We start from the raw sequence: 26811 nt of genomic DNA, 5'->3' as shown, positions 1-26811 counted from the left end.
TTAACCGTTGTGTCCAAATAATAAATGGCCACGGTTAAAAGTTGAAAATATGAATTTGCCCCTTTCACCCTGGTTAAAGTTACTTGTTTATGATGCCTTATTTTTTTGGCCAAAAAGATGGGAATGGAAATAAAACTAAAAGATAAAGCAGCAATCAATATTGACGCAGACAGCATAACTGCCCTTGATGCCCTTAATAAACTCGGGGTAAGGGGGCTGGAAAACATAGTGGCTGTCAGGGTAAATGAAGAGTTGTGTGACCTCTACACTGATATTAAAGCTGATGTATCTATTGAGCCTCTCTATATCAACACGGAAGAGGGTGTTGATATCATGCGGCACAGCGCCTCCCATGTAATGGCAATGGCTGTTAAGGAGCTGTTCCCCGGTGTTAAGGTGACAATCGGCCCTTCAATAGAAAACGGCTTTTATTATGATTTTGATTACGAGAGGCCATTCAAGGAAGAGGATCTCACTCTTATAGAAGACAAGATGAACGAGATCATAAAACAGAATCTTCCATTCAAACGTGAGGTGCTTTCCAAGGCTGAGGCCATAGAGTTCTTCAGCAAACAGGGCGAAAATTACAAGGTGGAGATCATAGAGGGTATTGAAGCTGAATATGTATCTGTTTATACCCAGGGGAGTTTTTCAGACCTGTGCAGGGGCCCCCATGTACCTTCCACCGGCAGGATAAAGGCATTTAAGCTTACAAAGGTAGCTGGCGCCTACTGGCGTGGTGATGAAAAGAGGGCAATGCTGAGCAGGGTATATGGTGTTGCCTTTGCTGATATTAAAATACTAAAGTCATATCTCCAGAGACTGGAAGAGGCAAAGAAAAGGGATCATGTAAAGCTTGGAAAACAGCTTGAACTATTCAGCACCCATGAAGAGATAGGGGCAGGCATGGTTGTCTGGCACCCGAATGGTTACATGCTCAGGCATCTGATCGAGCAGTTTGAGATAAATGAACATTTCAGGCGCGGCTATGAAATGGTCAAGGGGCCTGAGCTCCTAAAGACTGATCTGTGGCAGAAATCGGGCCATTTTGATAATTACCGTGAAAACATGTATTTTACCGTGATAGATGAACAGTCATACGGCATTAAGCCCATGAACTGCCTCTCTCATATGCTCATATATAAATCAAAGATCAGAAGCTACAGGGATCTTCCTAAAAGGTACTTTGAACTTGGCCTGGTTCACAGGCATGAACGCTCAGGTGTTTTGCACGGTCTGACACGGGTGCGTGAATTTACACAGGATGACGCTCATATCATCTGCACCCCCGATCAACTCGGTAATGAAATCAAGGGTGTCCTTGAATTTATCAAGGATGTAATGCAGATCTTCAATTTCAACTATGAACTTGAGATCAGTACAAGGCCTGAAAAGGCAATCGGGTCAGATGAAGACTGGGAAAGGGCAACAAATGCACTTATAAACGCGGTTAAAGATCTTGCCCTTCCCTATGAGATAAATGAAGGAGACGGCGCATTTTACGGCCCCAAAATAGATGTGAAACTCAAGGATGCACTTGACCGCAAATGGCAGTGCGCCACTGTACAGTGTGATTTTACCCTGCCTGTAAGGTTTGATCTATCCTTTATGGATAATGACGGCCAGAGACAGCAGCCGGTAATGATACACAGGGTTATTTTAGGTTCCATAGAAAGATTTATCGGGATTTTAATTGAGCATTATGCAGGGGCTTTCCCAATGTGGATAGCGCCCCTGCAGGCACGCATACTTACTGTTACAGACAGAAACAATGAGTTTGCAAATTCTCTCTTAGCATCCCTTAAAGAGGCGGGGTTCCGTGTAGAAGCGGATATCAGAAATGAGAAGCTTGGTTTGAAGGTAAGAGAGGCCCAGATTCAGAAGATCCCATACATGCTTGTTGTTGGGGACAAAGAGGCTGAAAAGGGTGGAGTTACACCCAGGCTGAGGGATGGGCAGAATCTTCCATTCATGACCACTCATGAGATTATTCAACATCTAAAAGAAGAAGAAAGACAAAGGAGGTAGCAGCTATAGCAAATAAAGTTGAAGAAATAAGGGTAAATGAATTGATCCGGGCCAGCCAGGTTAGATTGATTTCCGGTGACGGGACCCAGCTTGGGGTAATGGCCACTAGGGATGCAATGGATGTTGCCATCAGGGAAGGCCTTGACCTTGTAGAAGTGGCGCCAAACGCTGATCCTCCTGTGTGCAGGATAATGGATTATGGCAAATTCAAATACGAGGCGAGCAAAAAGGAACAGGAAGCCAGAAAAAAGACAAAGGCTTTTCAGTTAAAAGAGATAAAGTTAAGGCCTCATACTGATGAGCATGATCTTAACACAAAGATCAAGAACCTGAAAAAATTCCTGGAAAAAAAGAACAGGGTGAAACTGACTCTCATGTACAGGGGGCGTGAATTAGCCTATCAGGAAACAGGTATTGAACTATTACTCAAGATAGCTGAAGAGGTAAAGGATTTGGGTGCTATTGAGCAGGAAGCAAAAAAAGAGGGCCGTAATGCAACAATGGTTATAGTGCCAAAGTAATTTTTTTGAGTTTCTGAGATATATCCTTAACGCTCTGATATTACTTATAATATTTACTAGGCTGATATAAAATCAAAGTCAACCCGGCTTTATTTAAATAAAATCCTTTGACTTTTGAGGTATATTTTATTATGTCGGCCCGACAAAGAATATAATTCTGTTTATTTTCAACGGGTAAGGCTGATATAGAGACAGGTACTTAAGGGAGGTATAAATGCCTAAATTAAAGACACACCGTGGTGCGGCAAAGAGATTCAAGACCACAGGTACAGGAAAGGTTGTAAGAAGCAAGGCAAATGCAAGCCATATTCTTACCAAGAAGACAACAAAACGTAAAAGGAACCTGAGAAAATCAGGGCTTGTTGATGCCAGTGATGTAAAAAGAATCAAAAAGCTTATTCCCTTTATGTAGTTTATTACAGCTAAGTTTTTTTGTAATAACAGATTGAAGAAATTAATTACTATGCAAAAGAGGATCTTCAAATGCCAAGAGTAAAAAGAGGTTTTAAGGCAAGACACCGTAGAAACAAGGTCTTTAAGGCTGCAAAAGGTTTCAGGGGTAGTCACAGCAAATTATTTACTGCTGCAACAGTGGCAGTAGATCGTGCAAGGCAGTATGCATACCGTGACCGCAAAACTAAAAAACGCGATTTCAGAAAATTGTGGATCATCCGCATCAATGCGGCTGCAAGAATAAATGGTATGTCTTACAGCGAGTTTATTCATGGTCTGAACAGGGCAGGGATTGACCTGGACAGAAAGGTGTTGTCCGATATGGCCATCCATGACCCCGCAGGCTTTTCTAAAATCGTTGAAATGGTAAAATAACTGCCAGAGAATTTTTACTGCTATCCATCTGATTAGGCCCGTTTGTTTAACAAACAGGGCCTAGAAATATTATGATCATGAAACAAAAGCTACTGGAAATACGAGATCGGGCACTCAGTGAGTTGGGCTCTATGAGAAATCTGGATGCCCTTGAAAAGTTCAGGGTAGAATACCTGGGGAAAAAGGGGCATATCACCTCCCTTATGAAGAATCTGGGTAACATCGCAAAGGAAGAGCGCCCTGTTTTTGGTAAACTGGCCAATGATGTAAAGGATGAGATCACCGCATTTCTTGAAAAGATCATTGCTGAATTCAAAGGAAAAGAAGAGGGAGGGGAGAAGATTGATATTACTCTTCCTGGTAAAAGACCTTTAAGGGGACATCTTCATCCTATCAACCAGGTAAATGATGAGATATGCCGTATTCTTGTACGTATGGGTTACACCATTGTAAAAGGTCCGAATGTTGAGCTTGATTACTACAATTTTGAGGCGCTCAACATGCCAAAGGATCATCCTGCAAGGGATATGCAGGATACATTCTATGTGTCAAAAAATGTGGTTTTAAGGACACACACATCACCCATGCAGATCAGGGTAATGGAAAAGCAGAAGCCCCCTGTAAGCATTATCGCCCCTGGCAAGGTTTACAGGAGTGACTCTGATGTCTCACATACACCTATGTTCCACCAGGTGGAAGGGCTTCTTGTAGATAAAGGGGTTACATTCGGAGATCTCAAAGGCACTCTTACCAGCTTTGTGCATCAGATGTTCGGGTCAGATATCAATCTCAGGTTCAGGCCAAGCTTTTTTCCCTTTACAGAACCAAGCGCGGAGGTGGATATACAGTGTGTTATATGCAGGGGAAAGGGCTGCAGGACATGCTCATTCTCAGGCTGGCAGGAGATTCTGGGCTCAGGCATGGTTGACCCTGCTGTCTACGGCTTTGTGGATTATGACCCTGAGATATATTCAGGCTTTGCCTTCGGGCTTGGGATTGAACGAATCACCATGCTCAAGTATGGCATAGATGATATCCAGCTTCTCTTTAAAAATGATATGCGTTTTCTAAAACAATTTTAAAATTACCATAACCCGGGTCTCACAAATGAAACTAAGTTTAAACTGGCTTAAAGAATATGTAGATATCAATATTACACCTCAGGAACTGGCACATATATTAACAATGGCGGGCCTTGAGGTAGAAGCCCTTGAAAAGATAGGTGATATACACGATAAGATCATTGTTGCAAAGGTCCTTTCAGTTAGAAAACACCCTAAAGCAGACAGATTATCCCTGTGTGATGTGGATACCGGCTTTTCAACAGTGCAGGTTGTATGCGGCGCAACAAATATGAAAGCCGGGGATCTTGTGCCTATGGCACTTCCAGGCACAGAGCTCAGGGGCGGTATTCAAATAAAAGAAAGCAAGTTAAGGGGAGAGTTCTCAGGCGGTATGCTCATGGCTGAAGATGAGCTTGGCCTTACTGATAACCACGCCGGTCTGATGATTCTACCTTCTGAACTTGAGGTTGGGCGGACACTTTCTGATGCCATTAATCCTCTCGACTGGTTTTATGAAATCAATATTACACCCAACAGGCCTGACTGCGCCTCTGTAATAGGCATAGCGCGCGAGGTAGCAGCCCTTACCGGGCAGAAACTAAAACTGCCTGATGTCCAATACAGGGAAGAGGGTGTGCCTATCAGTGAGGTTGCAAGGGTTGATGTGGTTGATCCGGAAGGCTGCCCAAGGTATGCGGCAGGCATGATACAGGATGTATCAATCTTGCCCTCTCCATTCTGGATGCGCTACAGGCTTTTTGTCTCAGGTGTAAGGAGCATAAACAATATCGTTGATATATCAAACTATGTGCTTCTTGAAACAGGTCAGCCACTGCATACCTTTGATTATAATCAGCTCGAAGAGCACAGGATAGTAGTTGCAAGGGCAGAGCAGGGTGATAAATTCTTCACCCTGGATGGTCAGGAGCGCACACTTAACAGTGAACACCTGATGATATGTGATGGTAAAAAACCTGTTGGTATTGCTGGGATAATGGGAGGCCTCAATAGTGAGATTACTGACAACTCATCCAATATCCTTATCGAAAGCGCATATTTTAATCCTGTGACCATTAGAAGGGGCGCAAAATCGGTTGGCATATCAAGCGAGGCATCATACAGGTTTGAAAGGGGCATTGATATTGAGGGTGTAACATATGCCCTCAAGCGGGCTCTTTCGCTTTCCCTTGAACTTGCTGGCGGCAAGATAAACAGGGGATTGATAGATCTCTACCCAAAAAAAATTGAGCCGCCCGTTATTGACCTCAGGGTGGATAAAACAAATAATTTTCTGGGCGCAGAGATACCGAAAAGCGAAATGACATCATGGCTTAAGGCCCTTTCAATGGATGTTACTGAAAAAGATTTAAATACGCTCAAGGTTATTCCACCCACATACAGGGTGGATATAGCAAGGGAGATTGATCTGGTTGAAGAGATTGCCAGGATGCATGGATATGATTGTATCCCTGAAACATTCCCGGCCATAAGGCCATCTGACAAAGCGGATATGCCCTCGCTTGTTTTACATGACAGGGCATGTGATATACTCGCTGGGGCTGGTTTCAGTGAGATAATAACCTTTAGCTTTATATCACCAGAATCAGCCAACCTGCTTCAGGCAGGGGAAAATTGCCCATTAAGGCAGTTTGTAAAACTGATTAACCCATTAACAACCGAACAATCGGTCATGAGGACATCGCTTTTACCTGGGCTCTTATCTATAGTGAAAGAGAATATCTCACATGGTGAACAGAACCTTAAGCTTTTTGAATGGGGAGAGGTCTTTTTCAGGGAAGATTCAAACGAACTGCCCAATGAAAGGGTAATGGTTGCCGGTGTTATTACAGGGAACTACACCTCTAAAAAATGGCATAATGAAACAAGGCCGGTAGATTTTTATGATATCAAAGGCGCTGTTGAGGTGCTTCTTGAATCCATTGGTTTAAGTAATTTTACATTTGAACGCAGGATTTCAGGTGAGTCATATGATAAAAATATCTCATGCAATATCTGCTGCGGTGAAACCATCCTTGGAACAATGGGTAAAATAGCCAAAGAAGTGCTTGATGGTTATGAGATCAAGACAGGTGCCCTTTTTGTTTTTGAGCTTGATATTGAAAAGATACTTAAAGTAAAATCTGAGCGGTTTGAGTTCAGGTCTGTTGGAAAATATCCTGCTGTTTTCAGGGATATATCAATAATTGTTAATAAAAATGTTGAAAGTAAATCCATTCAGGATATAATCCTTAAAACCGGTGGTAAACTGGTAGAGACTGTTGATGTGGTATCTGTTTTTGAGGGTGAGAAATTCGGCCCTGAAAAAAAGGCCATAAGTTACAGGATCAGTTTCAGATCAGTTGAAGGCACGCTTGATGGTGAACAGGTTAACCGGATTATCGGGCAGGTACTGGACAGTATCAAGGCAGAAACAGGTGGAACTCTAAGCGAGGGTTAATTATTTAATGAAAAGTCCTGAAGATAAGCGCTATTACCGTATCGGTGAGGTTAGCCGCATTATCGGGGTTGAGCCCTATGTGCTCAGGTACTGGGAGATGGAGTTCCACCAGATAAGGCCATCAAGGGCAGATTCAAAACAGAGAACCTACCAGAAAAAAGACCTTGAGCTTATAAAAGAGATTAAACGCCTTTTATATGATGAAAAACTCACTATAGAGGGCGCAAGAAAACGCCTTAAAATATCTACTTCAAAAGATGAGGTAAAGACAGCCCCTTCCGGCCTGCTTCAGGAAATAAAAAGCGAACTCAGGGATATTGCACTTATACTGGGTGACTAACAATATATAAATTAAGGGCGTGAGTCTTATTTATTACTCTGCCTGGATATTCCATTCCTTATTGTCTCTTAAGACCTTTACCACTATCGACTTCCCTGGTTCAATTTTTATAGCACTCTCTGCAAACAGGGGTTCAAGAAGAACCCTTATCCGATAGTCCCCGGCCTCAAGAGTTACAGGGTCACCACCGGCTACACCACGTGCTGCCACAGAACTGTCTGCTGCAATCACCTGGTATTCAATCTTGAGGGTACGTTCAAGGGCAGCCGCAAGGGCTTTGGAATCTCCTGCATCAAAATACCTTCCGCCCAGTGCATTGGCCGCGGTTTCAAGCTGTTCCCTGGCATTACGTTCCTTTACATCAAAACCAATAATATGAACGTTAAGATCAATACCTGAAGCGTGCAGTGTCTTTACAACATCATCTATCCTTCCGTCACAACTCTCAATACCGTCACTTATAAGGATCACTGTTCCTGATGGAATCCCCTTAAAGTCCTGTGGAGTCTGAAGGAGTGAATAGAACAGCGGGGTGCGTCCCCTGGGAGAAATACCCTTTACTGTATTCAGTAAAGCGGCCCGGTCAGGCGCACCGATTGGAATTACCAGTTCCGAATCACTGCATGCCCTTGCATCATTTATGGGCCAGCGGTGGCCATAGATACGCAATCCTATATAAAATCCGTCGGGTATGGTTTCAATCAATGAGCTGAGCACCTGGCGGGCGATTTCGATCTTTGCCTTTCCATTGATCTGTCCCCACATGGAATTGGAGGCATCAAGAATTATTTCGATGGTACGTACCTGTTCCTTATCAATACCCGGCGAAAGTCTAACCTCAAGGCTTCCCGGCCCCTCTGGTTCAGGCGGCAATTCTGCCTCATTATATTCGGCTATAACCTGGTAGGGGACTGCACCGGAAAGGGCAGAAAGCACCTCTGTGATACACTTCTCAAAGGTATTAAGGTCGGGGTTAATAAAGAGGCGGCCATTTGTTATCCATGCCAGTTCGCTCAGCAGGTTGCGGTCACTTAAATCAAGTACCCGTTTTTCGTTATCCCAGTCTTCCTCCTCAGTGATGCTGATAATATACATGGAGATTCTTGATGTCACAGCTGCTTTGATAATATCCATATAGCCATTTTCATCAGAAAAACCATCAATACCATCCAGGGCTACCAGAAGCGCCCTGTTACCGGTGACATTTTTAAGACTCTCCAATCCTCCTGTAAGTCCGATAAGGGTTTCAGTTCCCCCTTCAGCGCTGACCTCTCTTTCTGCTGCCTCTCTTAATATCTCCGGATTCTCTACAAAATCAAATATCTCCACTGGTGTTGAGGCATATTTCATCAGTTTGATTCTAAGTCCAGGCCCCACTCTATCAGCAATCTTCATTAACAACTTGGGAAGCGCATCCCTTGCATCACCCATACTGCCGCTGTCATCAAAGAGGACTGTCAGTGAAATAGGGTCTCCAGTGACTCGAAACATCCATACCCCTCCGCCAAGGTTATAGGAAGCAGTCCACTCTTTTTTTGTTTGCTCCATGCTCACAGGCCTGGCCTCCTGGCCATCTGCACCGAGGAGTACATAACTGGCAGGTATTGCCCCTGTATTTCGGCCAAAAAGTTTAACACTTCCGCCCTGAGCAGGTAGTGTGAGGCTGTAATAGTCAACATCGCCGAATCCGGTCTTGCCTCCGATCCATATATCAGGAGGAAGACGCATGGCCTTTTCAGGGGTATCATTGATCTCACGTTCTTCACGATCAGGCGATACTTTGTTTAAAGCAAGAGATGTTTCCGCAGTTTGCCCTTGAACCGCCTTTTCCAGAAGTGAACCCCGTACAAAAATCTCTGCTATCTGCCCCTCTTTTTGACCTGCCTGGGGGATTTCAATGCGAAGGTACTTGGCCTTTACCGGGTCAATGTTTAGAATCTCCTTATCACCCTTGCCAGGGTTCATTACTGCGAGTTCACTGAACCCGGTAAGCGGAGTTTCTATTGATGACAGAAAACGTATAGTCCCGACCTCTTCAGGGCCATCCAGGTATATCTCAAGCTGTTCTATCCTTGTCAGGCGCTGGTAGGCAAAGGCAAATACTATGCTGACAGGACCGCCGGCCTCAGCCAGTGAAAAAGATGCGCCAGGCTCCTGGTTTAAGATGGAGTGATCAATAAGGGCCTCCCACTTTTCAAGGTCTGCCGGTTCGAGCAGCAATGCGCGGGTACCGAATTCATAAGCCAGAAGATCATCCGGGGCTTTGGGTGGCAGGGGATCGCCACCTGTTGAAAGGGCATCATCTCGCCATACAGCGCACTTCCAGCTATTACCATAACTCATAATTCCCGAATATTCGCCCTTGAAGCGCTCATCCCGCAGGTCCATCAGCAGATGTCCATCAGCGAAAACGCGCACCCGATCAGAAGAGCCCTCAACAGAAACTGTTAGCCATGTCTCTTCAGTATCAAAAACTGCTGATGACACAGGCTCTAAACCGGATTTCGAGCGGTGCCATATCTCGATGCGACCATGTTCAGGTTTATACCCGAGCAGATTGTAATGGGTTGAGTCGCGAAATCCGAACACAATGCCGGTCATGCCCAGACCACTGAATTTAGTACTCGTAAGGATAAGGGTCTCATAACGGTAACGCTCTCCTGTTGGAATAGCGTCAAGTAGAAGGGCGGTACAGAAACCTTTTTGAGGGCTCTGCGGGTCTGTTACCAAAACTCGAACAGACCTCCATTCTCCTTTACCCTCTGTCAGAGTGGCGGCCCGGAAGGGTTTCCAGGCAGTTTTCAGGGGATCAAGAAAAAACAGGGGCGAGTTATCAGGTTTTAAAAAACGAACTGACTCAAAGATCACTTCGAAATCTGTGATGCAAACCGAACCGATCCCCACCTGACCTGATATGGGGGCGCTGTTTTCAAAGGATAGCTGTTCTTTCCTGTTTTTAACAATGGTTACCCTTTTTCCAGCCACAATAACCTCAAAGATCAGCATGGCCCCAGTTTTCACCTCAGACGCTGATGAGGCCAGGATTTCTGTATCTTCTTCTGTCTGGCAGATTATTTCAAAACGGGCTTCACGAGGGTTAAAACCAGCAAGCCATAATTCTTTCTCATTAGAAAAACCAAACACTACTCCTGTTGTGGCGCTGTATGTGCCGCCAATATTCAGTGATATTTCAGCACGGAAATCCCCTGCCTCGCCGGCAATTAGGCCACTTGATACCGCATCATCAGGGGCGTATGCGCTTGTCATCTCTGTTAGACCACGGCCCCAGATTACTGCTTCAGCCTGTGAAGGCGGATCCACGACAGCTTTATTCATTTCAATGCCCTGGGCTGTAAAGCACCAGACCAGCATAACACCCAATATAAACCTGTGTAAAAATGGCTTCATCATTAAGGCCTTTCTCACTCTGGTTGGGGTTCTGGTTTACTTTTGTCCGGGGGCAGAGTTAATAAAAGAGGTTCAAGACCGGGCGCCGCGATTTCAAGAGACCCTTTGCCACACTGCACCATGCGCCCAAAGCGCAGGCGTCCGCGCTCTTCCCATTCAGGCAGAATTCGTGTGCTCTCTGCCTCCCATGCCTCAGGGGTCATAACTTCAATATCAGCCGATGAGCCATCTTTAAGTTTAACCCGGACAGTTTCGGAAATAGAAAGCTCCACCATATTCCCGGAATAGGTGCTGATCAACCCCAGTTCTATCTCTGTATTGTTACCTACCCGGGAACAACCATAAACCCTGGCGCGGATATATTCATTGGCAGCCTCTGCAGCCGGGGCTTTTCCCTGTCGCACAGGGGCCTTTGATGTAAGTGGAATATTGATGTGGCCGTTGTCAAAGTCCAGAAATAGGAGCTGCATTACATCGGACTTTGATTTTTCAACCTCAAAACGGCATATCCATTCGACCTCGTCGTTATGATGCGGAAGGCTGATCTCTTCATCATCCTCAAGCCGCGCTATTCCCCCGGTACCATAGGCCAGATATATGTGATCCCCGATGCGGGGCACCAGATAGGCAGTATGCTGAATCGCTGCCCTTCCGGTGGGCCGTCTGGATCTGCCAAATGCTGAGAGGCTCCCCATACCAGTGGTTTTCCATTCTATGTCATCCATGACATGGGGCAGCTCCAGGTTGCGCCAGGCGGTGGTCACAATAACCTCAAGTTGATCGGGTTTGTCAGGAAGAGGCGCAAGTGTAACATCGAACACCGTCAGTTCGACCTGCTGGTTATGTCCCCTGGCATTAAGCCATCTGGTTTTGCTCTCCTGACCCATTGTAACCAGGACAATTATCAGCCATGAGGCGATTATTAAGGCCAGATTCCGCATACCTTTAATGCCCGCCAGTAAAAGAAACTTTTTTGTAACCTGAAGGAATCTTGTATGTATCTGCCGGCGCCGGCTTGCTCGCAAAATCAACAAGCTCTTCAGTAGTTTTTATTTCCACTCCCATGGCATCTGCACGGCTTATGGTTTTAACAATGACCCCTTTGATTTTTTCCATCTCCTTCATAAATTTATCAAACCCGGGCTGTTGAGCCTGCATGACGCTCATGGCCTTCCAGTAAGCCTTCATATCTACCTTAAGATCCCCGGTTGCCCATACCTCATCAACACTTTTTCCCATGGAGCCCATCTCGGTAATCCTCTCATACTTTCTGGCACTCCACTTGCCGATCTTTTGTTTTTCCCCGGTGTCTTTTACACTGACCTTTATCTGGGACATCATGCCTTCCATCATCCCTTCCATCATCCCGCGCATGGCAGCCGCAGAGGCTTTATCATCTTCATCTTCAGTATCAATATCCTCTTCTACCTCATCCATTAATTGATCCATACTCGCGGGCATCTCTGCATATGTGCGGTCAGCGTGTTTCAGTGCGTAGGTTTTTTGTTCGGTAAACATCGTAAGGGTGGATGTGCCATCGGGAAGATTTACCCGGCTGGCCTTTTCGCCTATCCATGTCTCAGTGGTTTCGGTTTTTTCGGGTATGGTCTGGCCCATTACTGTATATGCATCAGAGCGCTTTACCTGCTTCATGTAGGTATCAGCCAATGCAATTGTCTGGGTAAAAAGAAATAAAACAGAAATAAAGAATATGGAAAATAACTTTTTGATCATTTGTTTATCCTCCTTAAACAGGTTTTACAATCGAAAGTTCCATCCAGAATTTGTCTATTTATGGATGGATACTAATTAATCCTGCTGTGATGCATATGCGTTAAGTATTGTCATGGAGGCACATGTAAAACCGCGCTGAAAAGCCTCACACCAACTCTTGTCCATCAGAGTCACAGAACCTTCGGACTTAACGCCTATTTCAAGGGATTCTTCATAACGGAAACACCCCTCTATTTCTATGGATGCCGACGCCAGAGTTTTAGAGACTCCCACTTTGAACTCTGCCTTAAATTCCTGGCATAGTGCCTCTCCAATATCGGACATGTAGGCTTTAGCCTCCTCTATCGCCTCTTCAGTCAGTTCGCCGTGCCTGAGCACCATTGCGCTTATGGTAAACTGGGTGTCAACCGCACCGCTTATGGCGCCGATTACTGCGGCCATTTCGTTACTTAGCACTCCCTCGGTTTCTATCAGGGTACGTTCGATAATCGCCTGATGCAGGCCGCTGTCAAGCACACCAATAGTATGGCGGTTAAGGGGATTAATCTGCCACCAGCCCCAGCGGGGTGCGCCCTCAAAATTCACAGGTTTTGAAGGCAGCATCACTACATGACCTGATTCAAGTGTTTTATTAAGCATTGTTCGAACATTTTCCGGGAGTGTTAGTTCATCCAGGTATTCCTGTTCATGCATTGAATAGAGACGTGATGGAATTCCTGACTTTGATGCAAGTTTCATCAGCGTAGCTGTGGTAAGCGCTGGCCTGCCTGTTGCAAGGGCGATTAGCCTTCCCTCGAGAGCAGAGCTGATCACGCCCCGGCTGAACTGGAAACTCTCGGTAATGCGCTTCGGCTCTCCGGGGAGCCCGATAGCCCCTGTTTTATCACGCCTCAGATCAACGTTTACCTCTTCATGGCCGTTTTTACCCCTATAAAGGCTGTTGATGATAAGTCTTGGTTCTTCAAGATATGAATAAATGCCAAGACGGCCTGCCAGCTCTTCTGTTACAGGATCAATAAGCGCCAGATATGCCAGGTTAATAAAGTGACCGCTGTAAATACCAAGTACCTCTTCAGATGATAGAGAGCTCTTTAGAATGGTTTCCTTATTTGATGCCTCCTGTTTGAGCTCTTTCTTTAAGCTCTCTATCTCTGCATGGGCCTTAACACGGCGCTCCGGTGAATAAACAGCCAGCCGGCTTTTCAGTTCGGCAGGATTAATAAGAGAGGTTGAATATAAAAGGGCATGACGCTGAAAAATGGGAAGATTGCCTTTAGAATCAACAGCGGAAATGGGCCTGATATCCTCGATAATGTCCTCTTCCTTATTAAAGATTATCCTTGAACGCAGACGAAGAGATAATATTGTCCCTTCATCATTGGGGAGGGTGGCAGGGATATCAGCATCCTTTAAGATTCCATTATTTGATAATATCTCTGCCCTCCACGTTGTGACTGGCTCATGGGCAGTCTCTTCCTCTTCGGGCTGCCCCCCTGCCAGGGGATCTACCAGGCGTCGGGCCGGATCAAGCCCTTCACCCTCTCCCTTTCTTCCAAGGGTGATACGTGGGTAAACACGGATATAGAGCGGTTGATCTGAAACCAATTCAAGACTGCCATCCCACCAGAGCAACTCCTCAAACTCACCAGGGGTCTTGCTCCTGTCTCCCTCTATAGTTAATTCCAACTGTGGCAGCCTTGTCTGGGAGAATCTGTAAAATGTTTCACGCTCGTCTGAATCAAAGGTGGCAGGTTTAGCTGCTGTAAATGAAGGATCAAGGTCCTTCCATTGACCTTCAATAAGTACCTGAACCCAGGTATGGCGGCGAACTGCATCAAGCAGGGCAGTTTCTGTTGCAGGTTCTGAGAGAGGCACATCTTCCGGCCATGATTTTTTTGGCGGAGATGCAGGCATGGCAGATTTTATCAGGGTTGATGCCGCTTCATCATCCAGGTCAGCACATTGGAAACGCGCAGGGTGGCCTGCTGCATCAAGAAGGGCTGCCAGGAGCCGAGATCGTTCGACACTATTGCCCCTGCCATCCTTCAGCACCTGTGCAGGGCTGCGCAGTATGCGGCTGTTCAGCGCCGGAATGGTGCGGCTGTTCACATAATTAACCAGGGCTTCGGGTGATTTTCCGGCAGAAGATATAACAGCCATAATTGCAGTATCTGCATTACAGGCCCTGGACGGAAGGGGACAGTATATAAAAAGAGACCACGCAAGCATGGTTAAAATTACATTACGACTTCTGTAGATCAAGGTACAGAATTCAGGAAAAGTTAATTGGTTTAACCGGTTTTTATTAATGAGGTGACATATGCGAGATAATGGGTAAAACATGACAACATCCACTCCATATTAATATTGAGTCAGGTTGACAAGCATTACCATATTTAATGGATGAAATTATATGGAGCAAACTGATGCAAGTCAATACATAATCTTTATAACCCGTTTAATTTGACAAAATCAGCTTTTCTTAATATAAACAACCAACTGCATTTCTGAGTTGAACTATCATTTTAATTATTTATTTCTAGTGAATTTCATATTGGAGGCTATATGGGTCGCGTTATGAGGATATGCTTTTTACTGCTTTATTCTCATATTTCTGAGTATGCTGTTAAGGGTAATGGTGAGAGGGTTCTTCTTAAAAACCCGATGGAGATAAAGAGGGGAGAGCTTGTTCGTATAGACCTGTTTCTTTCCATACTTGATGACAAAAAAAATAGGAATCAGAAAATGGGAAATAGGAAATAGGAAATCGACGCAGAGCGTCCAGGGTCTGCAACGAGGAAAATCAAATCAAAATCTAAAATAATCTGCCAATAATGAAGGGAAGGGCGGTTTCCACACGCAGGATTCTTTCTCCAAGGGATACTGCTTTAAACCCTGTGCGCTGCAGTGCATCAATTTCATAGGGGATAAAACCTCCCTCAGGGCCAATGGCAATAGTAACAGGCGAATTAACCTGATGCGGGCATGGTGCATCTGCAAGCGGATGGAGCACCAGGGCAAGGGTGTCTTTAATAATCATCGGCAGCTCATCTTCAATAAAGGGTTTAAAGAGTTTTCTGATTTTTATTTTGGGCAATATAGTATCTTTGCCCTGTTCAAGCCCCAGGATCATCTGGATACGAAGATTATCCTCATCAAGTATGGGGCTTTCCAGATAGCTCTTTTCAACCCTCCATGTTTTTATAATATATATCTCCTTGATCCCCATTGTTGCAGCATGCTGAACTACCCTGTTTAATACCTTTGGTCGTGGCATTGCAAGGATAAGTATCAGTGGAAGAGGGGCAGGGGGGGTGTCATCCAATTCGACCTTTAATATTAGTCTATCCATATTAAGATCCATAACTATCCCCTCTCCCATCAGCCCGTTCAGGAGCCCTGTTTTGAGGGTGTCACCAGCAGAAGGTTTCAGGTATGTAAGGATATGCTCAAGCTTTTTACCGGTTACTTCGGCCTTTCCATCATGGATATCTTCTTTATCAAGAATTATCAGGTTCATTTTATCAATACATTACCTTTATAAAATTATATTCATCTACCAGAAATGGAGTTTTGTCTCTTTTTCATAATTGGTCTCAAGCAGTCTCCTTATTGCAGCGATAATAGTTCGACGCAAGCCAATATCATCCGGTAAAGATGGGTCCTGCCATGCCTCATTGATACGTGTACCCACCATAAAGTGTATTATATCGCTGTCGAGCATCATCTCTACTACCCTGGAAGCAGGGCTGTTTTCATCCTGATCTGGAGATATCCCCCTTGCAAGCATGACCTGAACGTGGTGCAGGGTAATGATGCCTTCAGTAACAAGATCTATTCCCGGAATAGTAGAAAGCGGCGGCTGTGATGATGTAAACCGTTCATTTACAAAGGTCAGTTCCCTTCCGAGCTCCCTTGCAATAATCTTGGCTGTTGTGCCGCCGCATATGATCTTCCTGCCGTTAAAGTTTGATAAAGTCGCGGCAAGCTCTGCATCCCTTGAGGTATCAAGCGGTGGTCCGCTAACCATTAGCAGCTCCTGAGATGTTCTTAAGTGTATAACCCCGCATGTCCCATCGTCGTGCATCTGGTAGCGATCAATTTCATTGGCCCTGCTGATGATTGTTTCTGCAAGCTCCCTCGCGGCGGGTAGGCCTTCAGTTGCGATCAGTTTTTCAGTAAAAAGGATAACCCCCTGATTACCCCAGCCCAGCGGATACCTTTTTGAACCCATACCTGCCTGTGTGATACCGTCCGAAAGCAGTATTATACGGTCATCCTGTTCAAGCCTGAAATGCATGAATTCAAGCCGGTATTTTCTATTTTTATGTGTACCTTCACTATATTCAACAGGTAAATTCACACAATTATTCTGTCTCACTAGGATCGGTAAAGGATTATCATAATTAATAACCCGCACATTATGTTCCCTGTCTATTTCAACAATGGTAAAGGTAGCGTAACTTATCTTCCTGACACTGCATACAGGGAGTGTCTTCATGATAATCTGTGCACACCGATTTACATCGCGTAAACCGGATGTAAAATTCATTGCCATTGTAGCGGTAAGTGTTGATAACACATTCGCCTTTATTCCGCTCCCAAGACCGTCTGAGAGTATAACAATCAGCCTGTCTTCTTCCCTGATATGATGATACTGGAATGTATCGCCAAATACCCTCTGCCCGTATTTCATCAATTGTTTATGTTTGATATCTATAGAGCCTCTAGGTTCAGTATCCATCACCCCTCCTGGTCCTGAGGACCAAAGCATTCAATGATCCCGGACAGAACCATCTCTGTTTCTGAGGCATTTTCACCCAGGAGGTAGGCAATCTTCTGAACAGTGGAGAGGTTTTTTCTAATAACACTTCGCGCCCGCTTTATTATCTCTTCTCTCTGCATTTCAGGGTCTGTGATATCACTGAAGATGCCGCCTGCAATCAATCCGGGTTCAATGGTAAAGATCGTGCATCGTAAAAGCCGGTTATTTATGTTGATTTCACGGCCTGATATATCTTCTTCAGTCTCAAGCACATGCCTGAAAAATGAACCGACAGGCAGAACCTTGTCAAGCACAGCACCAACCATGCCTGGCCTCTGTTCATATATCATCCTGGCATCATCTCCTGCAAGAATAGCAAACCTCTCATTGCATTCTATTATACGCATTGATGTATCAACAAGGACAATACCCAGGGGCATAGCAGAAATTAGTTTATTTGCCTTCTTACTGGCAAGCTTTCTCATATAGGTGACACACATGGCTGGCTCAGCCCTTCCCTCTACTACTGCCTTTGCAAAATCACGGCAGTTCAGGTATCCGCACCCCCCGCAGTTAAGTTCGTCTGATACAGTATACTTGCCTGTTGCCCTGAGCACCTTTATGATGGCATCAATGCTAACCTCTTTTGTCGGGATATCAAGAGGCTCTGTTATGCCTTCAACATTTTCTACAGTGACCTTTGGGTTTTCCCACTTTAAATCTGATGTGTTCCGGACTATTGAAATTCTTTTTGCAAGGATACCATCACCTTTCTGTGCAACCGGGCCGTTTATGCACCCTCCTGAACAAGCGAGCAGTTCAAGAAACAGGGGTTCTTCAGGTTTTAATGTGCTTAATGATTTTAATACTGATTCAATCTCGGGAATCCCTGAAAAGTGCATCATATGACGATCAATTATCCTGCCATTACCCCTGATCCCTGCAATCATCCCTCCATCAACAGGGTATACTGTGCCTTCTTTTGCCTTTCGGGGGATGAAAACATCTGTGCCCGCCTTGCCTTTGCCAAATGTAATACCCTTTTGCTCAAACATCATCCGCAGGTTTTGAAAAGTGAGGACAGAGTCACAGATGTTTGGAAACTGTGCTATCTCGTCCTTTTTTGCAATACATGGCCCGAAAAAAACCACGGCAGTATCAGGGTAGAGCTCTTTCAGCATTGTTGCATGAGACAGCATTGGAGATAACACAGGGGTTAACATGCCTGTAAGTGAAGGAAAATATTTCCGAATATAATTAACCACAACAGGGCATGCAGTAGATATCATGGGGTGATCAGCGCCAGTTGAGTTATTCAGCATCCTGTATACATGGCCTGATACCTCTTCAGCTCCAAGGGCAGTTTCTGAAACCCCTGAAAAGCCGAGTTGTTTTACTGCATAAACAAAATCATGGTCAGTAACCCTGTCAAATTCCGATCTGAAGGCTGGGGCAATAGAGGCGATTACATCCTTACCACTGGCTAATAACTTTTCTACAGAAGCAATATCGTCACGTACCTTTTTTGCACCGCTCGGGCAGGCTGCAACACATTTTCCACAGTGGATACATAATTCTTCCAGGACCGATGCAACCCCCTGTTCTATCTTTATAGCCTTTACAGGGCAATTGCGCAGGCACCTGTAACAGTCCTGACATTGCGCTTTTTCAGTATATACCGGGCTTAAGGCATTCATGGTATCCTCTTTTCATGAGCCAGATTTATTATTGCAGCCGGAATTTCACCTTCACTGCATCTGCATGGTTCACCATTAATCCTGCCATTGGGGCCTGTGCGACATTTGTTTTCACACATTGCCCCGCGTATATGCACCTGTTCCTCAAGGCCATGTTTTTTAACAAAATCATCTATTGCCTCAGCCGTAAATCGATTTCCTCGCGCAAAGCAGGCACTCCCCATGCAAAGTTCAATCTCTATACGTTTATCTTTCACCACAATTTATCTCCATTAAAACTCATAAAACATCATTGATCCTTTTCTGTATATGCTCTAAGGTGCAGCCGGCAACAATATCGTTGTTAATCATTACCATTGGTGCCTTTCCGCTGCACTTCTCAAAACAGAATGCGGCCTTTACTTCAACCATTTCCTGAAGCGTATGAGTATTAATATATGCGACTAAATCTCTCATCAATTCATGAGCACCACCCAGGCAGCAGTTTGTGCCTACACATATGGAAACGGATAACTTAGGTGTCACTGATCCGTGGAGATGAAAAGCATCATCCCTCACCCTTTTCCGGCTGCTGTAATGTGTGTGAAGCAGCTTATGCGCCTCATGAGAGCCTGAATGACCAAGATGCTCACTGTATATTTTAGCTACACTGCTGTTTGAAAGGGTTGTGTATATTTTACTTGTATTATCTATATCTCTCAGCCCGTCAGCCCTTTTAGCAACAGTGTTAAAGTCTGTAATTACCGGTTGACCGGCCCCGTTTACACAACCACCCGGACATGCCATAACCTCTATTACCTGGTATGGTGATGTGCCATTGATTATATCGTTACACACAGTCCTGGCATTTTTTAAACCATATACAACAGCGCTTTTAAAGGAGGTGGCGCCAATGTTTACTGTTAATTCAGTAATTCCATCTGAAACCTTGTGTTTGACAACTTTACAGGTGCTGGTATCACCTGCAATCTTTTCAGCAGCAAACCTTACAACCGCTTCAGTCACCCCCCCTGACATACCGAATATGATCCCTGCGCCTGAAGCAATCCCGAATGGCATATCAAAATCTTCATCCTTAAGATCAGTAAATCTTATGCCTGCAGACTCAATCATCTTCCCTAATTCCTGCGTGGTAATGACTGCATCCACATCCCGGCCATTTTCAGTGGTGAATTCATTTCGACCTGCCTCAAATTTTTTGGCTGTGCAGGGCATTACAGAAACCACCTTGAATTTATCATTTGATTTGCCGATTTTATCAGGCATGATCTTATGAGCAAGGCTCCCGAACATCTGCTGGGGCGACCTGCATGTGGATAAATTTTCCAGCAGTTCTGGGAAGTATTGTTCCGCAAACTTCACCCATGCAGGGCAGCAAGAGGTTATAAGAGGCAGATGTTTTGCTTCTGATAAACGTTTAAGAAGCTCTGAGCCCTCTTCAATAACAGTAACATCGGCAGTAAATGCTGTATCATATACATTGTCAAAGCCGATTCGTCTTAATGCGGCGACCAGTTTACCGGTTGTTATTGTGCCTGCCGGTAAAGAGAAATATTCACCAAGTGCAACGCGTATGGCAGGGGCAACCTGTGCAACCACTGTTACAGTGGGGTCATCAATCATTGCCCATACTTCATCAATCTCAGGTTTTGGCACAATAGCCCCAGTAGGGCATACCCTTGCACACTGACCGCAGTCAACACATTCTATTTCTCCAAGTTTGCGGTTAAATACCGGGACAACCTTTGCGTTTGCACCGCGCCATGAAAAGTCGATTGCCCCAATTCCCTGTATTTCATCACAGGCACGAACGCAGTCACCGCATAATACACATTTATTGGGATCACGTATAAGCGCCGATGATGAGATATCATGCATTTCCCTGCGCACTGTTGATTTATACCTTATTTTTTCAATGCCCATTGTGCGGGAGAGTTTCTGGAGTGAGCATGTCCCATTTTTAAGACAGGTTGTGCATTCCCTTTCATGATTGGCAAGTAGCAGTTCCAGGTTGATTTTTCTTATGCTTCTGACCTCACGTGTATTTGTCCATACAACCATGCCGTTTTCAGGGGGTGTTGAGCATGAGGTGACAATACCGCGCCCCTCTATCTCTACAAGGCACATACGGCAGGCGCCGTATACGCTCAGTTCAGAATGATAGCAGAATGTTGGTATATCAATACCGGCCTTTCTTGCTATCTCTAAAACATTGCGCTCGTTTTCAATAAGATATTCACATCCGTTTATTTTTATTTTATTGTCAGTCATTATTATTATACCCCCGTAATCGCGTCAAACTTGCATTTCTGTGCACATGCCCCGCACCGGATACATATTTCAGTATTTATGGAATGAGGCTGTTTTTTCTCGCCGGTTATTGCCCCGACAGGGCAGACTTTTGCACAGACTCCGCAGCCGATGCAGATATCCGCATGAATTTCAGGTTTCTGGAGCGCCTTGCACTGACCCGCCCTGCACTTTTTATCAACAATATGTTCTATATACTCATCACGGAACGCCCTGATTGTAGATAAAACCGGGTTTGGAGCTGTTTTGCCAAGGCCGCATAAAGAGGCGATTCGTACCGCATTTGCCAGCTCTTCCATATCAGTAAGTGTTTCAAGGGTTGCCTTTCCCTGTGTAATCTCTTCAAGCATTAACAGAAGCTGTTTTGTACCCTCACGGCACGGGACACACTTGCCGCATGATTCATTCTGTGTAAAATTCATGAAATATTTTGCAACCTGCACTATGCAGGTATTATGATTCATGACGACAAGACCGCCTGAGCCTACCATGGCGCCTATTGATTTGAGAGAGTCAAAATCAAGAGAAAGAGACTTGTTTTCCTCTGTAAGGCACCCCCCGGATGGCCCGCCTATCTGTACCAGCTTGAAACTGTCGCTCCTTTTACCGTCTGATGTAAGCACCCCTCCGCCAATATCATTTACAATTTCATTAAGTGTTGTACCAAAGGGCACCTCTATAAGCCCGGTATTTGCCACATGACCTGTGAGCGCAAAGGTCTTTGTGCCGGGTGATTTTTCAGTGCCTATTGTGCGAAAGATATCCGCTCCCATGCGTATAATTATGGGGACAGTGGCCAGTGTTTCTACATTATTTATTATAGTTGGCTTTCCATGCAGCCCCTGCTGAGATGGAAATGGAGGTTTGGGCGAGGGCATACCGCGTCTTCCCATTACTGATGCCATAAGGGCAGTCTCTTCACCGCATACAAAGGCGCCTGCGCCCTCCATTACATCTATATTAAAGCTGAAACCGCTACCCAGGATGTTTTCACCCAGAAAGCCTTTGTTTAATGCATCCTTAACAGCATTGCGCATGCGCTTGACTGCGAGAGGATATTCTGCCCTTACATACACCACGCCCTCTTTTGCGCCAATCGCCTTTCCGGCTATAATCATGCCTTCAATAACAGAATGTGGATTTCCCTCCATAACGCTTCTATCCATAAATGCACCAGGGTCACCCTCATCACCATTACATATTACATATTTCCGGTCACTTGGTTCAATTCGTGCAAGATCCCATTTTTTTCCGGTTGGGAAGCCTCCGCCACCTCGACCGCGAAGCCCTGATTTTAGTATTTCCGCACATACCATTTCAGGAGATGATTCTGACAGCACTGCAAAAGCGGCCTTGTATCCGTCATGAGCTATATAGGCCCCGATATCCTCGGGGTCAATTATTCCGCACAGTTCAAGGGTCAGGCGATGTTGTTTTTGATAGAAGGGTATTTCTGCTTTGCCCCTGCATCTTAAACCTGTTGCAGGGTCAATATAAAGAAGCCGTTCAATGACTCTGCCATTTATTACTGTTTCTGTAATTATTTCATCAACGTCAGACTGTTTCACCTTCACATAAAATATACCATTTGGTTCAATACTTATAAGCGGCCCCATCTGGCAGAATCCCTGGCATCCGCTTCCGATTATACCGGTTTCACTATGGTCATCATGCGTATCTATTGCAAGTGTGGCATTGCTTTGTGCAAGTTTAGCGAGATTTAACCTGAAAGAATCAATGATGGCCTGAGCCCCATTTGCTATGCAACCTGTTCCGGCACAGATAGTGATCCTGGTTTTCTGTCTGCCTGCACGGTCTTCATAATTTTTTTGAAGTGTTACAATTGTCTCATTCATCATTTTACACCTGCCTCACTTTTCCTGATATTTTCTATAATATCTTTCACCTTGTCCTCTGTGAGCTGACCATAGACATCGCTGTTTACCATCATTACAGGGGCAAGACCGCATGCGCCCAGACAACTAACAGTCTCGATCGTAAACATGAGATCATCAGTGGTGGATTTGCCATTTGAGAGGGAAAGGACCTTTTTTATTGTTTCAAACATATTCATTGAGCCTTTAACATGGCAGGCGGTTCCATCGCACACCCTTACAACATATTTGCCTTTAGGCTGTAGAGCGAAATGGGTATAAAAGGTGGCCACCCCATAAACCCTTGCAGGACTTATTCCGAGTGAATTTGCAACATACATCAAAACCGCCTCAGGTAAATATCTGTATTCCTCCTGTACTTCATGCAGTATGGGGATTAGTTTTTCGTGATCATAATGGTAATTTTCCAGTATTTTAACCACTACATCGAATTGACGAACCGGTGTAACCACCTTTTTTGAACCAGCATCATGGCCTGATGCCACATTTTCAATATTATCTCTCATGTTTCATTCCTTTCTGGAGTATCACCAGTGATGTTATCAGGTCTTCCTGCTGTACAATGACATTTTTAGGGACCTTAAGGGCGCATGGTGAAAAATTCCAAATACCTTTGATACCAGCCTCCACCATCATATCGGCAATTTCCTGTGCTGCTTGAGGGGGAACTGCAATTATGCCTATCTCCACATGGAGCCTCTTTACCAGATTCACCATCTTATTGAGCGGGAATACAGAAATCCCATTGATTGATTTTCCGGCTTTTGAAGGGGCATTATCAAACCCTGCAACAATCCTGAACCCGCGTTTTTCAAACCCGTTATACCCTATGAGGGCTGAACCCAGACTGCCGCATCCGGCAATAACCAGCTCATCAAGGTTTCCCCAGCCCATATATTCATAGATAGCCGCGATAAGACCTGGGATATCAAAACCGATCCTTGGCCTGCCAACAGCGCCTATTGCCTCGCAATCCTTTCGCACAACTATCGGATCAATATTAAGATGGGCAGCTATGGCCGTTGAGGATACGGTCTTTAAACCCTGGGCAAAGGCAGATTCCAGGTATGAATGATATTCCGGCAGCCTCCTGATAAGGGGCGCGGAAAAGGTTCGGATAGATTGGGGCATCATCATTCTCCTTATAAATAATAACCTATCGATAATAAGTAATCGATAAAAGTATATCTAATATAATGCCATGAAAAAAAAGTGTCAAGAAAAGTTTTAAAAATATTTTTTTAACATCATTCTTGTCTAAAACCGGTTTTCAGAAATCAGTATAAATGGCTGAATGGTAGCAAATGGCATGATGCATATCTTATAAACTGTAGGGGCAGGTCCCTGTGCCTGCCCGAAAATGGTGATGCAGGGTAATAGCCACTGAGCAACCAGCCTCCTTCGTTCAGGTATACCGGAACTACGTCTAGCTAGTGTCCATATTTAAGAGTCAAAGGCAGACTCTTTTTTTTTAGACAAAGATAATGACAAACCCATGAGGGAGACTTATGGTATTAAACAAAAAAAGAAAATATAGGTAATAACTTAATCTGGCGCGGTTTGGTTTTTTTATCAACATATAATAAGGAGGGAATATGCCATGACCGAAAAAAATCTACCAGATACATTTAAGTCCTTAGTAGACAGATATCCTGATGTATGGGATGCCCATGAAAAGCTGACAATAGCCTGTGCTGAAGCCGGACCATTAGACAGAAAAACAGTGGAGCTGATCAAAGTAGGACTTTGTATCGGCAGTGGTCTTCAGACCGCAATCCAGAGGCATGCTATTATGGCTGTTGAAAATGGCGCAACAAAAGATGAGGTATACCATACTGCCCTAATGGCAATGACCACTCTCGGTCATCCCAGGGCAGTTGCAGGATGGAAATGGATTAATGATGCTTTTGAAGGTTAAACTACGACGTAAAGCGGCCATAAAAAATTAGGCTCAACAACCACTATTTTTAGATGGTGGTTGTTGAGTTTTAACAACTCTTCTTTGTAGCTATAAAAAGTGATTCACCAATTTTGAAAATTATGTGTTCCTCATATAATTTCTCCATCCCAAAGCTTCTTTAAAAAGAGATTCCATGGAAAGATGGAGATGCCATCCCTTGTTTTTCTTTCTTCAGCATCGTTGCTTATTACTGCATAATTTTTGATGGTTCCCTCTTCCTTAAGCGCCCTGACGCCCTTCAGGTGTTTGTCCTGAACAGACTGTGTACTTTTTATCTCTATGGCCCAGAGATCACCAAGGATCAAATCCACCTCAAACTGTGACGTTGATCGCCAGTAACACATTTTTATATTTTTTCTGGTGTAGGATAAAAAGGCCCTTATTTCCATCAGGATGAAATGCTCAAATGCCTTGCCGAACAATTCCGACCCTGGCAGGATAGTCCCTCTGTTAGCAAGTGAGTTGGTTACGCCGACATCGAATAGAAAAAGTTTGGAACGGGCAATGGCCTTTCGTTTACTGGTTTTTGTGTAAGCGCTCAGTTGAAAGGCCAGAAGGGTATCTTCAAGTAACTGAATATAATTTTTTATTGAATTGGCCGAAACGCCACAATCTCCTGCAATGGATTGATAGCTTATCTCCTCACCGTTACTCAGGGCTATTAAATCCAGAAATTCGGAAAATTGAGTAATCTTCCTGGTCAATGCCTCATTCTGTATCTCTTCCCTAAGATATAAAGCAATATAGGCATTGAGTTCCTCCATGTAATCATCGCTAGGATAAATCGATGGCAATCCTCCCCTGTTTAGATATGTGATCAAATCAAAATTGGGGATCTCGCCTGATGTCAACGGAAGGAGTTCAGCCCACCATGCCCTTCCGGCAAGTAGATTAGCGCCTCCTCTTTTAAGCTTGCGTGTGCTGCTTCCGGTAAGCAAAAAAGTAAGTCTTTGACCTTCGATTAAGCGATGAACCTCATCCAATATCTCTGGCAGTTTTTGAATTTCATCAATAACAACAATTGGCTTCAGGCTGCGTTCTGAAAGGATAGATGGATTTTTTAGATACTGACGAAAGGTCTTTATTTCCAACAGGTCAATAACCGTGGCATCCGGAAGCGTCTGTTTTATGAGTGTTGTTTTCCCGGTGCCCCTGGGTCCGAATAAAAAAAATGACTTTTTTCTCAATAATTCTGTGAGATTAAGGGTACGATGATACATAATTTACCGCAACTCTATTTCAATTTATCATGATAATCCGCAACATTGTTTCTATTTATATTACCATTTTACCCGGTTTTCAAGCTTTTTTTAGATATTTTAATAGACGTTTTCTCCTTACTGCCATGGTCTCCGATAAGCCTTAGGAGTGTTGAACAGTGGAATCCATACATCGATGCTTTTCTTAGAATAGTTAAAATCAAAGTCGGAAGGAAATGACCTAACTTTTGTCTTCTGATAGCGGGTCGGGTGGATCTCCTGAATCATCCTCTTCTTGCTTTTTTTGCTGCTTTATTTCAATCACATTTTTTACATTTGGACTTAACATCGCATGTATTTCCATCATAGCATCCCCTATTGAGTCGCCACTGATTCCACGATAATTAATCCATCTTTTCTTTTCACACCAGATAAGGAACTTATGAAGGATATAAAGAGCAATACCAATAACTATTACTAACCCGACTTTCGCTATTCGATTAGTGTTTTAGTAAAAATGACGATTTTTCGGGGTATAAGTAACTGTAATTATTAGAGAGGGGTGTGAAAACCCGTTGTAGTGAAGACCTACCCCCTTGAATTT

22 protein-coding genes are annotated in these 26811 nt (G+C 44.4%); 9 read left to right on the top strand and 13 right to left on the bottom strand.

Annotation, left to right across the window (positions count from 1 at the left end; all coding sequences use genetic code 11):
- Nucleotides 1–117: 117 nt before the first annotated feature.
- The 7 genes from thrS to GX654_11445 all read left to right on the top strand — a co-directional run bounded on the left by thrS (nucleotide 118) and on the right by GX654_11445 (nucleotide 7239).
- Entirely contained in the window at nucleotides 118–2028 is a 1911-nt protein-coding gene (gene thrS, locus GX654_11475) for a threonine--tRNA ligase (protein ID NLD37479.1), read from the top strand.
- 5 nt (nucleotides 2029–2033) lie between these two features.
- The gene (locus GX654_11470; protein ID NLD37478.1) at nucleotides 2034–2549 is read left to right on the top strand and encodes a translation initiation factor IF-3; all 516 of its coding nucleotides are present in this window, start codon (nucleotides 2034–2036) and stop codon (nucleotides 2547–2549) included.
- 214 nt (nucleotides 2550–2763) lie between these two features.
- A complete protein-coding gene (gene rpmI, locus GX654_11465; protein ID NLD37477.1) occupies nucleotides 2764–2961 on the top strand; it encodes a 50S ribosomal protein L35 in 198 nt (65 codons plus the stop codon).
- Between the two features lie 71 nt (nucleotides 2962–3032).
- Nucleotides 3033–3377: a 50S ribosomal protein L20 gene (gene rplT, locus GX654_11460; protein ID NLD37476.1), complete on the top strand. Its 345-nt coding sequence runs from the start codon at nucleotides 3033–3035 to the stop codon at nucleotides 3375–3377.
- A gap of 77 nt (nucleotides 3378–3454) precedes the next feature.
- Nucleotides 3455–4459 carry a phenylalanine--tRNA ligase subunit alpha gene (pheS, locus tag GX654_11455; GenBank protein ID NLD37475.1) on the top strand — a complete coding sequence of 335 codons (1005 nt, stop codon included), beginning with the start codon at nucleotides 3455–3457 and terminating at the stop codon, nucleotides 4457–4459.
- Between the two features lie 25 nt (nucleotides 4460–4484).
- A complete protein-coding gene (locus tag GX654_11450; protein ID NLD37474.1) occupies nucleotides 4485–6899 on the top strand; it encodes a phenylalanine--tRNA ligase subunit beta in 2415 nt (804 codons plus the stop codon).
- Between the two features lie 7 nt (nucleotides 6900–6906).
- The gene (locus tag GX654_11445; GenBank protein NLD37473.1) at nucleotides 6907–7239 is read left to right on the top strand and encodes a MerR family transcriptional regulator; all 333 of its coding nucleotides are present in this window, start codon (nucleotides 6907–6909) and stop codon (nucleotides 7237–7239) included.
- 33 nt (nucleotides 7240–7272) lie between these two features.
- Here the strand turns inward: GX654_11445 and GX654_11440 are convergent, their stop codons facing one another.
- From GX654_11440 to GX654_11425, 4 genes are all read right to left on the bottom strand, one after another.
- Complete coding sequence (locus GX654_11440) at nucleotides 7273–10650, bottom strand: hypothetical protein (GenBank protein NLD37472.1); 3378 nt, start codon at nucleotides 10648–10650, stop codon at nucleotides 7273–7275.
- Between the two features lie 11 nt (nucleotides 10651–10661).
- Nucleotides 10662–11588, bottom strand: coding sequence for a hypothetical protein (locus GX654_11435; protein ID NLD37471.1), 927 nt, complete (start codon nucleotides 11586–11588; stop codon nucleotides 10662–10664).
- A gap of 4 nt (nucleotides 11589–11592) precedes the next feature.
- Complete coding sequence (locus tag GX654_11430) at nucleotides 11593–12381, bottom strand: hypothetical protein (GenBank protein ID NLD37470.1); 789 nt, start codon at nucleotides 12379–12381, stop codon at nucleotides 11593–11595.
- Between the two features lie 75 nt (nucleotides 12382–12456).
- On the bottom strand, nucleotides 12457–14541 hold the full coding sequence (locus GX654_11425; GenBank protein ID NLD37469.1) for a hypothetical protein: 2085 nt from the start codon (nucleotides 14539–14541) through the stop codon (nucleotides 12457–12459).
- A gap of 405 nt (nucleotides 14542–14946) precedes the next feature.
- On the opposite strand from GX654_11425, the gene GX654_11420 reads away from it, so the two are divergent.
- Nucleotides 14947–15144, top strand: coding sequence for a hypothetical protein (locus tag GX654_11420; GenBank protein NLD37468.1), 198 nt, complete (start codon nucleotides 14947–14949; stop codon nucleotides 15142–15144).
- 52 nt (nucleotides 15145–15196) lie between these two features.
- Here the strand turns inward: GX654_11420 and GX654_11415 are convergent, their stop codons facing one another.
- From GX654_11415 to GX654_11380, 8 genes are read right to left on the bottom strand one after another with little or no spacing between them, the layout of a single operon-like run.
- The gene (locus GX654_11415) at nucleotides 15197–15901 is read right to left on the bottom strand and encodes a 16S rRNA (uracil(1498)-N(3))-methyltransferase (GenBank protein NLD37467.1); all 705 of its coding nucleotides are present in this window, start codon (nucleotides 15899–15901) and stop codon (nucleotides 15197–15199) included.
- A gap of 36 nt (nucleotides 15902–15937) precedes the next feature.
- A complete protein-coding gene (locus tag GX654_11410) occupies nucleotides 15938–17125 on the bottom strand; it encodes a SpoIIE family protein phosphatase (GenBank protein ID NLD37466.1) in 1188 nt (395 codons plus the stop codon).
- On the bottom strand, nucleotides 17125–18843 hold the full coding sequence (locus GX654_11405; GenBank protein ID NLD37465.1) for a 4Fe-4S binding protein: 1719 nt from the start codon (nucleotides 18841–18843) through the stop codon (nucleotides 17125–17127). Before GX654_11405 ends, GX654_11410 begins: the two co-directional genes overlap by 1 nt.
- Nucleotides 18840–19100: a (2Fe-2S) ferredoxin domain-containing protein gene (locus tag GX654_11400; GenBank protein ID NLD37464.1), complete on the bottom strand. Its 261-nt coding sequence runs from the start codon at nucleotides 19098–19100 to the stop codon at nucleotides 18840–18842. Before GX654_11400 ends, GX654_11405 begins: the two co-directional genes overlap by 4 nt.
- Nucleotides 19101–19122: 22 nt before the next feature.
- Nucleotides 19123–21114, bottom strand: a complete 1992-nt coding sequence (locus GX654_11395) for a 2Fe-2S iron-sulfur cluster binding domain-containing protein (GenBank protein ID NLD37463.1) — start codon at nucleotides 21112–21114, stop codon at nucleotides 19123–19125.
- A gap of 5 nt (nucleotides 21115–21119) precedes the next feature.
- A complete protein-coding gene (locus GX654_11390) occupies nucleotides 21120–23009 on the bottom strand; it encodes a 4Fe-4S binding protein (protein ID NLD37462.1) in 1890 nt (629 codons plus the stop codon).
- Entirely contained in the window at nucleotides 23009–23554 is a 546-nt protein-coding gene (gene nuoE / locus GX654_11385; protein ID NLD37461.1) for an NADH-quinone oxidoreductase subunit NuoE, read from the bottom strand. The genes GX654_11390 and nuoE overlap by 1 nt, the downstream gene beginning before the upstream one ends.
- Entirely contained in the window at nucleotides 23544–24185 is a 642-nt protein-coding gene (locus GX654_11380; protein NLD37460.1) for a redox-sensing transcriptional repressor Rex, read from the bottom strand. The genes nuoE and GX654_11380 overlap by 11 nt, the downstream gene beginning before the upstream one ends.
- Nucleotides 24186–24648: 463 nt before the next feature.
- Between GX654_11380 and GX654_11375 the strand changes: the two genes are divergently transcribed.
- Nucleotides 24649–24966: a carboxymuconolactone decarboxylase family protein gene (locus GX654_11375; GenBank protein ID NLD37459.1), complete on the top strand. Its 318-nt coding sequence runs from the start codon at nucleotides 24649–24651 to the stop codon at nucleotides 24964–24966.
- Between the two features lie 131 nt (nucleotides 24967–25097).
- Here GX654_11375 and GX654_11370 read toward each other — a convergent pair whose 3' ends face one another.
- Nucleotides 25098–26228 (bottom strand): ATP-binding protein, encoded by a 1131-nt coding sequence (locus GX654_11370; GenBank protein NLD37458.1) that lies wholly within the window; start codon nucleotides 26226–26228, stop codon nucleotides 25098–25100.
- Nucleotides 26229–26811 lie beyond the last annotated feature (583 nt).

The sequence above is a fragment of the Desulfatiglans sp. genome (assembly GCA_012513605.1).
In the GTDB taxonomy this organism is placed as follows: Bacteria; Desulfobacterota; DSM-4660; order Desulfatiglandales; family HGW-15; genus JAAZBV01.
Note: the sequence above shows the minus strand (reverse complement) of the source record. Positions and strands in the feature narration are given on the sequence as shown.